We start from the raw sequence: 14,726 nt of genomic DNA on the forward strand, positions 1-14,726 counted from the left end.
GTTCGTGTCAGCAAGCACGCAGCTGGACAGCGGCGTCACGGGGGACGCGGAGCTGATCGTCTCCGCGCGCTCCGGCGATGCGGCTGCCATCGGCGCGCTCTACGAGCGGCACGCGGGCGCTGCCTGGGTGGTGGCGCGGCAGTACACGGACTCCCCGGCCGACGCCGACGACGTCGTCGCCGACTCGTTCGCCGCCGTCTTCGGGGCCCTCCAGCGCGGCAACGGGCCCGAGTCTGCGTTCCGCGCCTACCTGTTCACCGTCGTGCGCCGCGTGGCTGCGGTCCGTCGGGAGAAGGCCCGGCGGGTGCAGCCGACGGACGACCTCGCGGTCCTCGAGGCCGGCACGGCCTGGGCAGGCACCGCCGACGAGCCCGCGCTGGCCGGGTTCGAGCGAGGCGTCGTCGCGCGCGCCTTCCACACGCTGCCCGAGCGGTGGCAGGCCGTGCTCTGGCACACCGAGGTCGAAGGTCTGAGTCCCGCGGAGATCGCCCCCGTTCTGGGCCTGACCGCCAACGGGGTCGCGGCGCTCGCGTACCGCGCGCGCGAAGGTCTGCGTCAGGCCTATCTCCAGCAGCACCTGCAGGACCCGCTCGACGAGGGCTGCCGCTCGGTCGCGGGGAAGCTCGGCGCCTACGTCCGCGGCGGGCTCGGCACGCGCGAGACCGGCCAGGTGGAGGCGCACCTCGAGGACTGCGGGACCTGTCGCGGGCTGCTGCTGGAGCTGGGCGACGTCAACCACGGCATGCGCGCGGTCATCGCGCCGCTGGTGCTCGGCCTGGTCGGGATCGGCGCTCTCGGCGTGCTCCTGCCGGTGGGCGGCGGGCTCGCGGCGGGCGCGGCCGCGGCGGCCGGTGTGACCGCCGGGACCGCGGGAGCCGGTACGGCGGGTGCCGGCGGTGCCGGAGCCGGTACGGCGGGTGCCGGTGGTGCGGGAGCCGGGGCCGGCGGTGCGGCGGGGGCCACTGGTGCCACCGCCGCGGTCGCGTCGACCGGGAGCGTCGGAGCGGGTGCCGCGGCGACCGGGGCGGTCGGCGTGGTCGGAGCCGGGGCTGCGGGCGGCGCGGCGGCGGCCGGAGGGGTGGCGGCATTCCTGGCGTCGATCCCGCTCGGTGCCGCGGCGATCACGGTGGGCAGCGTCGCGCTCGCGGCCGTGGCGGCCATCAGCGTCGCCACCCTGCTCAGCTCGCCGGAGGGCAGCACGGCCACGGCGCCGACGACGTCCCCGAGCGCCACCCCGAGCACCCCGACGCCCGAGCCGACGTCCACGGCCGACGACGCCCCGTCGACACGGCCCACGGACGTGCCGACGCCGGAGCCGACGGAGCTGCTGCCGGACGAGATCGTCCTCGACGACGATGACGAGGCGGTCGACCCCGACACGTCGCTGACGGCCGAGGCACCGACCGACCCCGCCGACACCACGCCGCCGGCCGACCCGGCCGAGCCCGCTGACCCGCTCGCCGCGACCCCCGCGGACGTCGGGGTCGAGCTGCCGACCGGAGGCCTCGCGCTCGAGGCCGGCCTGGGTGGGCAGGAGCTCGCCGTCGTCGTCCGCAACAACGGCGGGACCGCAGCGACGGACCTCGTGGCCGAGGTCACCCTCCCGGAGGGGGTCACGCTCGACGGCGTCGCGGCCGCCGCCTTCACCGGTCTCGCGGCGGGACGCTTCGCCGCGCCGTCCTCCGCAGGGTGGGTGTGCGTCGACGCGGGCGGGACCAACGTCGCGCAATGCACGCTCGATTCGCTGCCACCGAGGTCGACGTCGAACCTGCTCCTGCGCGTCTCCATCGACGAGTCGTACGACCGGTCGGACGGCGAGATCGGCCTGCGGGTGCTGGGCACGGGCATCGAGTACGTCGCGCCGCCGATCCGGCTGCTCATCGCCGCGTCGCCGGCCCGCCTCACCCTGCGCACCGCACCGGGCACGATCCCGCTGGTGACCGGGCGGACCCGCCAGCTCGACCTCCCGGTCGCGAACGTCGGCGGCACCGGCCTGGGCGCCGGCGCCGGCTCGGTGTCGGTGTTCCTGCCCGCGGGCGTCTCCGGGGCCGTGGCGCCCGGGTCCGCCTGGAGCTGTACCGGCGCCGGACCGATGACCTGCGTCCCGGGTGCGGTCGGCCCCCGGGCGGACGCGCCGCTGTCCCTGCTGCTGAGCGCGGGTGCGGCAGACGTGGTCACCGCCCGCTCGCTCGTGCTCCAGCTGGCCCCGAGCGGACGCCTCACGTCGGAGACCGTCACGGTGCCGTTCTCGCTGCAGCGGCCGGCGGCACTGGCCGTCAACGGACCCGGATCGGCTGCCGTCGCCCTGGGCAGCCCCGCCACCGTGCCGGTGAGCATCTCGAACACCGGCGACCTGCCGGCGGAGAACGTGCAGGTCACGCTGACCCGGCCCGGCACTCTCGGCTTCGGCCGCCCGGCGGTGGCGGACGGCGCGTGGAGCTGCCCCGGCGACGGGCCGACCGTGGTGTGCACCCTCGCCCGGATCGACCCCGGCGCCACGGTGGACCTGCCGCTCGCGGTGGAAGCCGTGCCGGGTGCATTCCCGGTCGGTGAGACGGTCACGGTGTCGGCGCAGGCCCCCGACGCCGATCCGGCCACCCCGCTCGCCGTGGCGGTCGAGGTGCTGGGCCCCGTGCTCGGCCTGGACGGCTACGACCCGCACGTCCAGCTGCGTCCGGACGGCACGGGGACGGCGTGGTTCACCGTGAGCTCGTCGGTCGCCGACGCGGCCACACCCGTCGCCACGCTGAGCCTGCCCGTCCACCTGAAGGCGGCGCTCGACGACCCGGGTCCGCAGACCTCCGGGTGCACGGCGTCCCCGAACCGCCGCACCGTGACGTGCCAGCTGACGACCGTGCAGGCCGGCACCTCGCAGCAGGTGCTGGTGAACCTGCGGTGGGCCGGGAGCGCGAAGGGGGACGCGTCGGTCGTGGTCTCTGCACCAGGGGCGGCGGACGCGCGGGCGGACCGGGCGGTGCAGACCTCGTCGGCCGGGCTGACCGCGCGCGACACCTTCTCCGGCGCGGACGTCACCGAGATCGGTGCCCCGCTGCTGACCTGTGGTGCGGCCGTGCCGGAGTGCGCCTCCGCGCTGGCGAACGGCGACCGCGACAACAACGCCTTCGCGATGGTGGCCCTCGACGAGGCGCCGCTCGCACCGAAGTCACCGCGCAGCGCGGTTCCGGTGTCCTCGACCGCGCGGCTCGATGTCCCGGCCGGCCGCGAGATCGTCTTCGCCGGCCTGTACTGGTCCGCCAACCGCGCCGCGGGCGACGACTGGAGCACCGACCTGCGCAGCGCCCGTCTGCGCGGCCCAGGCGGGACGTACGAGAAGGTCTCCGGTGACCCCGTCGCCCAGCCGACCGACAACAGCAACCGGCAGTACTACCAGTCGTTCGCGGACGTGACCGACGTCGTCGCACGCGGTGGCTCGGGTGACTGGTCGGTGGCGGACGTCGCCGTCGGTACCGGCTCCACCGACAAGGACCGGACGTACTACGCGGGCTGGTCGCTGGTCGTCGTGTTCTCGGACCCCGGGTCGGACGCGTCGGTGACCGTGTACGACGGCGGACAGTGGATCGGCACCACGGCCTCGCCGCCCGCGTTCGAGTTCGCGGCCGAGGCGGGGACCACCGCACGGATCGGCGTGGTGGCCTGGGAGGGCGACCGGACCGGCACGGGCGACCAGCTCCTGCTCGGCGACACCTGCCTGGGGTCCGGCTCCGGTGGCGCGGTCACGCGGCAGCTCGTCCCCACCCGGGTGGGCGGCTCCGGTAGCAACGCGTTCGACTCCACCGCGACCGGGTGGCGTGCCGCCAACTCCCTGGGCACCGACGCCAAGGCGTTCCGCGAGGTGACGCTCGCGTGCGACGTGAGCACCTTGCGCGGCACGACGGCGGGTGACCAGTACCTCATCGGTGCGATCACCCTGCGGTCCGCTCCGTCCGTCGGCTGACCGCGCTCAGCCTGTGCGGGTGGTGATCGCGGCGACGGCCGCGTCCACCGGCACCGCGCCCCCGACCAGCTCGAGGGTCAGCCCCGCCGACCGCGTCTCGTGCAGGAGCGCCACCAGCACCGCGGCGACGTCGGCGCGGGGGACGGAGCCGCGGGGGACCGAGGAGTCGAGTCGCACCGCACCCGTCGGCCGCTCGTCCGTGAGCGCCCCGGGGCGCAGGATCGTCCAGTCGAGGTCGCGCGCCCGCAGGTCGACCTCGGCGGCACGCTTGGCGACGAGGTACGCGGCGAACACCTCGTCGGTCCCGGGCGGGGGCGGCGCCCCGGCTCCCATCGAGGAGATCAGGACGTAGCGGCGCACCCCGGCGTGCGCTGCACCGTCGGCCAGCAGGGCCACCGCGGCGCGGTCCACGGTGTCCTTGCGGGCGATGCCGCTGCCCGGCCCGGCCCCGGCCGCGAACACGACGGCATCCGCCCCGGCGATCGCCTCGGCCACGTCGAGCGCGTTGGCCCGCTCGAGGTCGAGGACCACCGCCTCGGCACCGTCCGCGGCGACGTCGTCGACGTGCGCGAGCTGCCTGACCAGTGCCACCGGGACGTCGCCCCGCGCGCTGAGGTCGCGGGACAGGAGTCGCGCGACCTGCCCGTGGCCCCCTGCGATGGCGATGCGCATGCCGTACACGGTAAGGACAGGTGCCCCGACCTGCGACCGGAGGGCTTCCTCAGCCGACGTCCCCCGCGTCGGCGAGGACGTCGAGGAGGCGCAGGTGGCTGAGCCGGTCACCCAGCCGGTGCACGTCGTCGGACCCCGCGGGGGCGAGCGACAAGGCGGTGTAGGTGTCGGCGCCCGGCAGCATCTCGGTGGCGAACTCGCGCAGCACCTCGGCCACCTCGGCCAGGTCGCCGGGCGCGCGGCCGGACCCCTCGGGCAGGCTCACGTACAGGAGCAGCCCGGGTTGGGGGCGGGGCAACGGGGTGGTGGGAAGTGCCATGGGACGTCTCCGGGTGCGCGGTGCGCGGCCGGTCGGGCCGCGCTGGGGGTCAGGGCCTGGGGGATCAGGACCGATGACACGCGCACGGATACGCGGCGACGAGGCGCAGCGCAGACGTGGTCATAGGGCGACTGTCGCACGCCCGCTCGTCGTCACCAAGGGGGACTCGTCGGTATCCCAGGGCTTGGACACAGGGTGGACAGCTCAGACGACGCCGTACAGCCGGTCGCCCGCGTCCCCGAGCCCGGGGACGATGTACGCCTTGTCGTTCAGGCGCTCGTCGACGGCCGCGACGACGATGGACACGTCGGCCCGGTCACCCACGGCCGCCTCGACCACCGCGAGACCCTCCGGAGCGGCCAGCAGGCACACCGCCGTGACGTCGCGGGCACCGCGCGCCAGCAGGAAGTCGATGGCCGCCACCAGGGTGCCGCCCGTGGCCAGCATGGGGTCGAGCAGGAAGCACTGGCGGCCCGACAGGTCGTCGGGGAGCCGGTTGGCGTACGTGATCGCCTCGAGCGTCTCCTCGTCGCGCTGCATGCCCAGGAAGCCGACCTCGGCGGTGGGCAGCAGGCGGGTCATACCGTCGAGCATGCCCAGGCCGGCCCGCAGGATGGGCACGACCAGCGGGCGCGGGTCGGCGAGCTTGACGCCGGTCGTGGCGGTGACCGGGGTGACGATGTCGACGGACTCGACGTGCACCTCCCGGGTCGCCTCGTATGCGAGGAGCGTGACCAGCTCGTCGACGAGCAGTCGGAAGGTGGGCGACGCGGTGTGGACGTCGCGCAGGACGGTGAGCTTGTGGGCGACCAGGGGGTGGTCCGCGACGTGCAGGCGCATGGGCTCAACCTACCGGCGTCGCGTGCGCCATGATGCCTCCATGACCGACCCCCGCCGTCCGGAGCAGACGGCGGACGCCTGGGCGATGGGTCTCGCGCTCGACGAGGCGCGCCGTGCGGTGATGACGGGAGACGTCCCGGTGGGCGCGGTGGTCCTCGGACCGACCTGGGACGTCGTCGGTCGGGGTCGCAACGTGCGTGAGGCGCGGGCGGACCCGACGGGGCATGCGGAGATCCTGGCCCTACGCGCCGCGTCCGAACGGCTCGGGCGGTGGCGGCTCGACGACTGCACGCTCGTCGTCACCCTGGAGCCGTGCCTCATGTGCGCCGGCGCCACCGTGCTCGCGCGCATCCCGCGGCTGGTGCTCGGCGCGTGGGACCCGAAGGCGGGGGCGTGCGGGTCGCAGTGGGACGTGGTGCGCGACCGGCGGCTGAACCACCGGGTCGAGGTGGTCGGGGGAGTGCGCGCCGAGGAGTGCGGCCTGCTGCTCCAGCGCTTCTTCGAGGCTCAGCGCGACTGAGCGGGCGTCGGCAGCGTCTCGGCCAGGTCTGTCAGCGTCTCCGACGTCCCCGCGTCGAGCGTCACCGCCGCGTACTTGTCCCCACGGGTGGCGCCCCGGTTCACGACGACCACCGGTCTGCCGGTCTGCGCGGCGTGCCGCACGAACCGCAGCCCCGACTGCACGGTCAGTGAGGACCCGGCGACGAGCAGCGCGTCCGCGGCGTCGACCAGCGCGTACGCCCGCTCCACCCGTTCCCGCGGCACGTTCTCGCCGAAGTAGACGATGTCGGGCTTGAGCATCCCGCCGCACGCGCTGCACGCCGCGACGACGAAGTGGCTGGTCTGCTCGATGACGGCGTCCGCGTCGGGCGCGATCTCGATGTCCGCGACCGCCGCCGTGAACCCGGGGTTCAGCGTGTCCAGGCGGTCGGCCAGCTCCGCCCGGGAGATGACGATGCCGCACGACAGGCACCGCACCCGGTCGTAGCGGCCGTGCAGGTCGATCACGTGCCGGGACCCCGCCGCCTCGTGCAGCAGGTCCACGTTCTGGGTGATCAGCCCCGTGACCACCCCGCGGTGCTCCAGGGCGGCAAGCGCACGGTGGCCCGCGTTGGGCATGGTCCGGTGCACGTGCCGCCAGCCCACGTGGTTGCGGGCCCAGTAGTGCCGGCGGAACGCCTCGTCCGACGTGAACTGCTGGAACGTCATCGGCGTGCGCGGCGGGGAGTCGGGGCCGCGGTAGTCGGGGATCCCCGAGTCCGTCGACACGCCCGCACCCGTGAGCACCGCGAGCCGGTGGCCCGCGAGCACCTCGACGACGTCCGCCAGGGATCCGGCGGTCATCGGGACGGCCTCGTGCGCGGTGCTCATCGGTCCACGGTACGACGGACCGATGCCGGATTCGTGGGAGGGGCACCCGACCAGGTACCGTTCTCCCCGAGGTAGCGTGTCCGAGCGGCCTAAGGAGCACGCCTCGAAAGCGTGTGTGGGTGAAAGTCCACCGTGGGTTCAAATCCCACCGCTACCGCCAGCCGAAGGGCCCCACCCGCATGAACACGCGGAAGTGGGGTCCTTCGTCGTTCTCCACTCGCCATTTACTCGCCACTTTGGCTCCCGGAGTCGACCTCTGTTGCCGTCTGCTGGATCAGCCGATCGATGACCACACGCAGGTCTGGCGCGACGTGAACCCGCTGCACATAGTGCCGCGCCGTGGTGCTCTCGTCGGCATGCCCGAGTAGAGCCCTGGCGTTGCTCAGAGTCGTGCTGTTGGCGACCTGGGTGGCGACCGTCCGCCGGAAGTCGTGCGGCGTGACGTCCACCCCGATGCCCTCTTGAGCTTCACGCAGATGATCGCGTACTCGCCCCGGAGAGCGCGGTGTGCCCTTCGTGGACGGGAAGACGAGATCGTCTGGTCCGCCATCGAGCCCGAGCGCGAGCGCCTCGCGGATAGCCGTGACAACAAACGATGGCAGCGTGATGGTGCGCCGTGAGGAGTCGGACTTCGGCTTGGGCTGGCGCACCAGCTGGCCCTCCACTCGCACGACCGTTCCGGTCACGGTGAGCGTGGGGATCTCCGCGTCGAGGTCGACGTCCTCAACCCTCAGCGCGAGGCACTCGCCGATCCGCAGACCGGTTCCCAGCATCGTGTCCACGATCTGCGGCAGGAGCGTGATGTTGCGCCGGCCGCGAAGGAGCGCCGGCCGGTCCTCCCACTCTCGAACAGCTTTGCGAAGCAGGGTGATGTCCTCGAGCGCGATCGTCCGCACCTCCTTCCTCTTGGGCTTGCGGACCGTCACCGCATCGCGAACCGGGTTGAACGCTGCTGCGCCGTAGCGCACACACATCGTCATCACCTGCGACATCACGTTGCGGGCCTGACGAGCGGTATCGAACTTCCCCGCTTGGCCCAACGCCATGAGCACGCGGTTGACGGCGACTGGAGTCACCTCGCGTACTCGGAGGGCCCCGAAGGCCGGCCGCAGGTCCCGTTCCAGCACCCCTAGGTAGGTCGTGAGCGACTGCGGCGTGAGTTGGCCTTCGGCGCGCTTCTCCGCGATCCACTGATCCAACACGAGGGTCATCCGCGTCTCGGGATTGATTGTTGAGCCCGCGTCGGCTGTGCCGTCGAGGGTCGTCTTGTGCAGCTTGTCCTCCAGCGCGGACTGGGCGGCAGGACCCGACTTGCCGTATGCCTCCAACGACCGGAGAGCGCCGCTGACGTCGCGGTATCTCGTCCGCGCGCTCCACTTCCCCGGCCCGAGCTCTCTACGAGTGATCCGCCCCCACCTGCCTGGCTCGATCGGTTTGCGGGCCACGGCTCAGCCTTCGTCCGGGTCGCTCGTGATCCGATCCAGCCACGCCTCGACGTCCTCAGGCCGATACCGCAACCGGCCACCGACATGCAGCACCTTCGGCCCGCCCCCGCGGCTCGACCAGGCGTAGATGCAGTGCAACGTCACCCCGAGATAGTCAGCCAGCTCGTCCGGCGTCCACAGGCGCCTTCGGTCAGTCAATCGGTCTGTCGTTCCCACGCTTGCTGTGCTCATCTCAGATCCCCCTGCTCGTCGTCCTGCGTCACTCGTCCTGTCAGTTGTCGCTGGTGCGCGTGTGGCGTTGCTCGGCTCGCCACTTGGCATACTCCCGGGCGCGTGATGCGGCCGCGTCGGCGAGTGCCTGGTCTCCGGCCCGAGGCCAACCCGAGCCGTCGTAGGCCCACGAGCCGACGACCAACGTGGTCTCCTCGTCGTCAGCCATGAGCTGCTGCTCGAGCTCGCGGGTGTCCAGTGGAGTCGCCCGGCGCCTGGATTCGACGGCCAGACTCTGAAAGCGCCGGCGGGCGCGGCGCAAGGCCCCGAGCGTGACTGAGTAGTGACGGGACTTCGTCGAGAAGTGACCTCGAAAGCCGAGCATCGATGCCCACCGGCCCAAGAGCGCGTACGGGTTTTGAGCACAGTCTCCGCACAGTCGCGGGTGTCGGTCGCCGGCCCGCTCCTCGCAGGCGAACGGGCACCCGGCGAGCGCACGAGAGGACAGTGTGCGGCAGAACCAGGTGAGCCATGCCAGGTGGGGGAGAGGGTGTCTCGGGTCGGCACCAGCCGCCTTGGTCGAGTACTTCGCCAGGTAGGCGGCCACCTGCTCTGTGGTGATCTCGTCGCCAGCGACGGAGCCCGAGCGGACGATCCTGACGTCGGTCTGCGCCCCGAAACGGAGCACCCGCTCGACATCGGCGGCATCGACGGGCGGGGCGGTGCACCGCGCGGCAGCTGCGGCATAGCGCAGAGCGCCTTCCAGTCTGGCCGCGGGGATCGGTGCGGGAGATCCGGGTCCGTCGGGCCCGTCGATGCGCACGAGAGCGTGGAAGTGGACCAAGCCGCGCGCCTGAAACTCAGCGACCTTGGCGTACTCGAGCCGTGCGTGCTGCTTCAGGTCGCGATCCCTCACGCCGAGTTCGGCGGCCAGCTGGCGACGCAGCGCGATGGTGAAGCGGCGCCAAAGTTCAGGCGCGTGCCATTGCCAGACGGTCGCCGACTCGATGTCGTAGCACTCGCGGCACAGAGGCGCACCGACCCGGGGATCGTCAGCGTCGTGCCTAGCCCAACACGTCAGCCGGCGGCCGTGCGGGCACGTCGCCAACCTGGTGCGGGGGTAGCAAGGGTGCTTCCCCTCACGCACACCGTGGACGGGACCGAACGACGGAGCAGTCAGGGTGACGAACAGCAGCGGGTTCGCGTTGACCGCCGCGGGGACACCCTTGCCACCGTGCAGGCCGGTGGAGATCAGCTCGAAGGTGTCACGTGCATAGAGGCGAGAGCACGATGGGCAGACCGCGTCCCGGCGATTGCCACATGGCTTGTAGAGCAATCCCATCGGCTCGTCGGCGGAGCGGAACGTGCTCACGATCTCGCCCGTACGCAGATCGACGGTCTCCGATCGGCCGGCCAACCGGACCGGGTGGACGCAGTTGCTGGCCTTGGCGAGCGCATCGGCGAGGGCCGGCATGCTGCCGTCTGCAAGGCGCCCCACGATGGACTCCACCTGGGCCGGGGCGAGCTTGCCCAGGTCGAGGGGAGCGTCCGGGCCATGCCCCCGGAAGCCACCGCTCGTCGCCGTCGTCATCACTCCACCTCGGAGTCCTCGGATCCGCTGGTGCTGCGCGGACTCCGTCGGCGTGGAAGTGGCGCCGTGTCCATGCCGGGTGTGACGACCGAGGCGAGGCCGACAGGAGCGCGGTTCTCGTACCAGTCGACAGGTGCGGCTGGTGCCGGGTACCGCTCGGAAACCGTCCGGATGACTTCGTCCGGCCAGAAGTCCGCGCGGACTCGTTCGACGACCCCGTCGTCCCGCACGACGTAGCCGGCCCCCGGCATGGTCCGGTCGATCCGATGTGCGGGAGCCATGTCGCCGTACCCGTCACCAAGGACCATGCGTGTCTCGGACGACGAGGCGAGCCGCAGGGCGATCGTCTGGGTGAACAGCTCACGCATGCCGACGGTCTCTTTGCGCGGGTCCTGGACGAACGCCACGACCATCACGCCCAGTGCGCGTCCTTGGGTCAAGATCCGCTTGAGGAGGGTGTTTCCTTCGTGGATGACGTCACGCGAGGCGTAGCCAGTCAGGACAGCGAGCTCATCGATCAGAAGCACATGTGCTGGATCCCCCGGGGACGGCTCGAACTGACGTGACTGGCCCCTCATGGCGCTCTGCCGCTCGACGATCACCTGCTGCAGCGACCTCAGCAGGGTCAGCGCGGACTGTTCATCCATCGCGATGGACGAGAACATGCCCGCGCCCACCGCGACCTCGACGCCGCCCTTGAGGTCGATGCCCCACAGCCGCACCAGACCAGCGTGGGCAGCCGGAGCCAAGTTGCCGGCGATGCCCCAGAAGATCGACCCCTTGCCAGCGCCCGACCGGCCAACGACGAGCGTGTGAAGACCATTCAGGTCGAGCCGCCACGCTGAACCATCCGAGCGACGCCCGAGCGTCACGGCGTCCATCTCGAGAACGTGCGGCACTTGTGGCGTCGTTGGCTCGTGCAGCAGCTCGCGCATCGTCAGGACCATCTCGACCACACCCGGGCCCACGCGACGCGACTCCGCGGACTCGGCTTCGAACGCCGTCGCGATGGCCTCGACGGCCTGGTTCAAGTCATCGACGGTCTGGCCAACCGCGGCGCGAACGCGCAGCGAGAGCGTGTTGTCGCGAGCGTGCACCCTCAGTAGGCGGGGGATGGTCTTCCGCTTCCCCTTCTCCCAGGGCCACGCGAGCCCGCACCGCTCGGCGACCCGGACCCATTCCTTGCGCGCCTGACGTCGCCAGCCATGGCGACGAAGCGGACCACCGAGCGTGGCTTCGTAGGTCAGCGGACTGATGGCCTCCCAGGCGGCTCGAAAGACACACAAGGCCGGGACCAACCAGAAGACCGCGACCCCGGCCGCCTCGTGATCGGCGATCACCAATACGTTGCCGATCACGAGGCAGACGAGGATCGTGCGCCACGACTGGACCGTCCAGCACGCGAAGTGCCAGAACGCGCTGCCCAGCCGAAGCCAGGCGGCCCCATCCACTACGCGGCCTTGGTGAGCGCGGTGGTGCGCGCGACGGCCTGGAGCTCGTGGCACGGGAACGTGCGCAGGGGCGGCACGAGGTCCCCTCTGCAGAACACCTTGAACTCCGCCGCGGGCCATGCGCCTCCGCTCCAGACCGCGAATCCGTGGCATGTCCTGGTGGGCTCGTAGACCGTGACCTGGTCCAGCGCGAGTCGCCACGCCAGGTACTCGGCGGCCGACTGGCAGGTGACGTGTACCGACACGATGCCGTGTCCGATGTCGGCCGACCGCACGTGACCGTCGACCATCGCCACGACGTCGGCTGCCATGGTGAGCAGCTCAGGAATCGTCGGCCCCGGCTCTGGCGATGCGTCGCAGGCCAGCGTGGCACTGAGCGCGGACATCACGCCGCCGCCTTTGGCTCCCCGACCCTGGCCGACTGGCCCGGTGTGGCGAAGCCCTGCGCGCGGAACGACCACGCGATGCGGGGCCGCTTGCCGGAGTCGTCGACGTAGGGCAGTGCCGTCAGGCCGACGAACTCCACCGGCGTCCAGGGTAGCGACGAGGTGTTCTTCGGCGGCACCGGCTGGACCTCCCCGGCGAACTTGACCGTCACACCGATCTCGCGGCGGCCAGCCTCGTCGTCGCCGTCAATGACCGTGCACTGCCACAGCCTCAGACCCGTCTCTTTGTCGTGCTGCTGGGGTCGCGAACCGTCCGGACGCTGCTCGGCCTGGAAGTCGGTGACGGGCTCCACGAGCCCACGCAGGTAAGCCCCCTTGGGGAACACCGTCTCGTGGGCGATCTCGAAACGCTTGGCGATGGCCATGATCTCGACTCCTTGCGCTCGTGTTCGGGCTACTTGCCCACGAACAACCAGACCGCGATGGAGTGGGACGTCGTCACCCCGTTGTGGGACGTTTCGGGACGTCCTAAGATGGGTGTAAACGTCCCAAGACGCCCCTGGAGGCGTGATGACGAACGAACGACTTCGCGCGGCAATCACCGACGCGGGACTCTCGCTCCAGCAGTTCGGCGAGAAGGTCGGGGTCGATCCCAAGACGGTCGAGCGCTGGATCAGCACAGACCGGATCCCTCATCGGACGCACCGCATGAGCGCAGCGCACATCCTCGGCAGGTCCGACGTGTTCCTGTGGCCGGCCACCGACTCTGACCCGCGCACCAGGTCCGCCACACGAGCCGAGTTCCTCGACCTCTACCCCAGCCGCGCGTCGCTACCCGTCTCGACCTGGGAACAACTCATCGACGACGCTCGAGAGGCGATCGACCTGCTTGCATTCGCCGGCAGTTTCCTGCACGACGGCATCCCCGAGTTCGCTGAGCGAATCGCAGCGCGAGCGAAGAGCGGCGTCCGTGTCCGCCTGCTGTTCGGGGATCCCGAGAGCCCCGCCGTCGTCCTCCGGGGCGAGGAGGAGGGTATTGGCGAGCTCATGGCCGCCAGGTGCAACCTGACCTGGAGGTACCTCGCGCCGCTACTCGGAGACGTCGCAGGTATCGAAGGACGAAAGCACGGCAGCACGCTCTACGCCTCACTCTTCCGCTTCGACGACCAGCTGCTCGTGAACCCGCACGCTCTTGGAGCGCCCGCCGGCCAATCGCCGATCATGCACGTCAACCGGATCCCGGGCGGCCGACTGTTCGCGCACTACATGGAGTCCTTCGAGCGCACCTGGCAGGCCGCCAAACCTGTCTGAGCCGTACGCTCGAAGACATGGCTCGCGTCGACTACATCGATGACCCCAACGCGCCGGAGATCAACTCCGTCGTGCCCTCCGTCGTTGCGATCGTTCAGGACGACGAGGGGCGAGTGTTGATGATCCACAAGACCGACAACAACCGATGGGCACTTCCCGGTGGCGGTCACGAGCCCGGCGAGAGCATCGCCGACACGGTGATCCGCGAGGTCAAGGAAGAGACGGGCTACGACGTCGAGGTCGAGACCATCACCGGCACCTACACCAACCCCAACCACGTCATGCAGTACGACGACGGCGAGGTGCGCCAACAGTTTTCGATCGCGTTCCGGGCTCGGCTCATCGGAGGCGACAGGCGCACGAGTGCCGAGAGCGACGAGGTCGAGTGGCTCACGCCAGAGCAGATCGACTCTCTAGACCTTCACGCATCGATGCGGCTACGACTCGAGCACGCTCTCAAGAGCTCCGGCGGGCCATTCATCGGATAGCCCAAGCCGCAGTCGCGCCCGCTCAGCGGATGCAAAGAGCTCAGTACGGGAACGACTGACCGCCCGATGGACCGGACTTGACGCGGGGTACCTGCCCAAGATCTCGGCAATGCGGGTTTCCGGGTCTGTTAGCGCCCCGTCCGGCGCTGCAACTAGGTCGAGAAGGGTGAGGACATCGAGCTCCGCCGGATCGGCGGTAGGCATAGCGGCAAGTCCAGCGGTCAGGCCCCGCTCTTCCGCCTCGAAGTCGGCTCCGGTGTGATGCGCCACCAGACTGACGACCTTCGCGGGGACATCCTGGTTGGCGAGGAACGCTGCCCCGTCGAGGGCGTGGAGACCCGTGACCGACAGTTCCTCGGCGTAGCCCAAGTCGTGCAGCCACGCCGCTGCCGCGACGTCAGGCGAGATGCTGCCAACCGCAGCGAGCGCGTCCGCAAGTTGTCCGACTGCTCGCACGTGGTTCCACCGGCGGCCCAGGCCCGAGAGGTACTCGGACGCGACCTTCGAAGCGTGCTCGGGAGCCCACATGCCAACACATCCTGCCGCACTTGATGCGTCCGACCGACGTCCAAGTGCGGCCCTCTGTTCGAGGGAGCTGAGCAAGGGTTCACCGATCACGCGGTGACCGCGCCGCTGGCTGTGACGACGCCTTTCGCTGGGCTATACATCCTTTGGGACGCCACAACC

At 71.1% G+C, this 14,726-nt stretch carries 15 protein-coding genes and 1 tRNA gene; 5 read left to right on the forward strand and 11 right to left on the reverse strand.

The annotated features are described in order from the left end of the window. The first annotated feature begins 4 nt into the window (after positions 1 to 4). Positions 5 to 3,955 carry a sigma-70 family RNA polymerase sigma factor gene (locus tag HP550_RS19810; RefSeq protein ID WP_175349362.1) on the forward strand — a complete coding sequence of 1,317 codons (3,951 nt, stop codon included), beginning with the start codon at positions 5 to 7 and terminating at the stop codon, positions 3,953 to 3,955. Positions 3,956 to 3,961: 6 nt separating this feature from the next. Here the strand turns inward: HP550_RS19810 and HP550_RS19815 are convergent, their stop codons facing one another. The 3 genes from HP550_RS19815 to upp form a co-directional block, all read right to left on the reverse strand. Further along, positions 3,962 to 4,627 carry an SDR family oxidoreductase gene (locus tag HP550_RS19815; RefSeq protein WP_175349363.1) on the reverse strand — a complete coding sequence of 222 codons (666 nt, stop codon included), beginning with the start codon at positions 4,625 to 4,627 and terminating at the stop codon, positions 3,962 to 3,964. A 49-nt stretch (positions 4,628 to 4,676) separates the two neighbouring features. After that, complete coding sequence (locus HP550_RS19820) at positions 4,677 to 4,946, reverse strand: hypothetical protein (protein WP_175349364.1); 270 nt, start codon at positions 4,944 to 4,946, stop codon at positions 4,677 to 4,679. Positions 4,947 to 5,150: 204 nt separating this feature from the next. Further along, a complete protein-coding gene (gene upp / locus HP550_RS19825) occupies positions 5,151 to 5,786 on the reverse strand; it encodes a uracil phosphoribosyltransferase (protein ID WP_175349365.1) in 636 nt (211 codons plus the stop codon). Positions 5,787 to 5,826: 40 nt separating this feature from the next. Here upp and HP550_RS19830 point away from each other — a divergent pair, with 40 nt between their 5' ends. After that, the gene (locus HP550_RS19830) at positions 5,827 to 6,306 is read left to right on the forward strand and encodes a nucleoside deaminase (RefSeq protein ID WP_246281018.1); all 480 of its coding nucleotides are present in this window, start codon (positions 5,827 to 5,829) and stop codon (positions 6,304 to 6,306) included. On the opposite strand, the gene HP550_RS19835 is transcribed toward HP550_RS19830, so the two are convergent. Further along, positions 6,294 to 7,157, reverse strand: coding sequence for an NAD-dependent protein deacetylase (locus tag HP550_RS19835; protein WP_175349367.1), 864 nt, complete (start codon positions 7,155 to 7,157; stop codon positions 6,294 to 6,296). The genes HP550_RS19830 and HP550_RS19835 overlap by 13 nt on opposite strands. 70 nt (positions 7,158 to 7,227) lie before the next feature. Here HP550_RS19835 and HP550_RS19840 point away from each other — a divergent pair. Beyond that, a tRNA-Ser gene (locus HP550_RS19840) sits at positions 7,228 to 7,317 on the forward strand. A 64-nt stretch (positions 7,318 to 7,381) separates the two neighbouring features. Here the strand turns inward: HP550_RS19840 and HP550_RS19845 are convergent. From HP550_RS19845 to HP550_RS19870, 6 genes are all read right to left on the reverse strand, one after another. Continuing rightward, entirely contained in the window at positions 7,382 to 8,485 is a 1,104-nt protein-coding gene (locus HP550_RS19845) for a site-specific integrase (RefSeq protein ID WP_175349368.1), read from the reverse strand. A gap of 120 nt (positions 8,486 to 8,605) precedes the next feature. Then, positions 8,606 to 8,833, reverse strand: a complete 228-nt coding sequence (locus tag HP550_RS19850) for a helix-turn-helix transcriptional regulator (protein WP_175349369.1) — start codon at positions 8,831 to 8,833, stop codon at positions 8,606 to 8,608. 40 nt (positions 8,834 to 8,873) lie between these two features. Continuing rightward, the gene (locus HP550_RS19855) at positions 8,874 to 10,403 is read right to left on the reverse strand and encodes a replication initiator (RefSeq protein ID WP_175349370.1); all 1,530 of its coding nucleotides are present in this window, start codon (positions 10,401 to 10,403) and stop codon (positions 8,874 to 8,876) included. After that, positions 10,403 to 11,854 (reverse strand): FtsK/SpoIIIE domain-containing protein, encoded by a 1,452-nt coding sequence (locus HP550_RS23140; protein ID WP_210768278.1) that lies wholly within the window; start codon positions 11,852 to 11,854, stop codon positions 10,403 to 10,405. Before HP550_RS23140 ends, HP550_RS19855 begins: the two co-directional genes overlap by 1 nt. Further along, on the reverse strand, positions 11,854 to 12,165 hold the full coding sequence (locus HP550_RS19865) for a hypothetical protein (RefSeq protein WP_175349371.1): 312 nt from the start codon (positions 12,163 to 12,165) through the stop codon (positions 11,854 to 11,856). Before HP550_RS19865 ends, HP550_RS23140 begins: the two co-directional genes overlap by 1 nt. 74 nt (positions 12,166 to 12,239) lie before the next feature. After that, positions 12,240 to 12,665: a plasmid replication, integration and excision activator gene (locus tag HP550_RS19870; RefSeq protein ID WP_175349372.1), complete on the reverse strand. Its 426-nt coding sequence runs from the start codon at positions 12,663 to 12,665 to the stop codon at positions 12,240 to 12,242. A 316-nt stretch (positions 12,666 to 12,981) separates the two neighbouring features. Here HP550_RS19870 and HP550_RS19875 point away from each other — a divergent pair, with 316 nt between their 5' ends. After that, on the forward strand, positions 12,982 to 13,551 hold the full coding sequence (locus tag HP550_RS19875; protein ID WP_246281020.1) for an XRE family transcriptional regulator: 570 nt from the start codon (positions 12,982 to 12,984) through the stop codon (positions 13,549 to 13,551). Between the two features lie 17 nt (positions 13,552 to 13,568). Further along, positions 13,569 to 14,039: an NUDIX hydrolase gene (locus HP550_RS19880; RefSeq protein WP_175349373.1), complete on the forward strand. Its 471-nt coding sequence runs from the start codon at positions 13,569 to 13,571 to the stop codon at positions 14,037 to 14,039. Here HP550_RS19880 and HP550_RS19885 read toward each other — a convergent pair. After that, a complete protein-coding gene (locus tag HP550_RS19885) occupies positions 13,989 to 14,567 on the reverse strand; it encodes an HD domain-containing protein (RefSeq protein ID WP_175349374.1) in 579 nt (192 codons plus the stop codon). The two genes, HP550_RS19880 and HP550_RS19885, sit on opposite strands and share 51 nt — an antisense overlap. Positions 14,568 to 14,726 lie beyond the last annotated feature (159 nt).

Origin of the sequence: Cellulomonas humilata, assembly GCF_013359775.1 — a bacterium.
Taxonomy (GTDB): domain Bacteria; phylum Actinomycetota; class Actinomycetes; order Actinomycetales; family Cellulomonadaceae; genus Cellulomonas; species Cellulomonas humilata.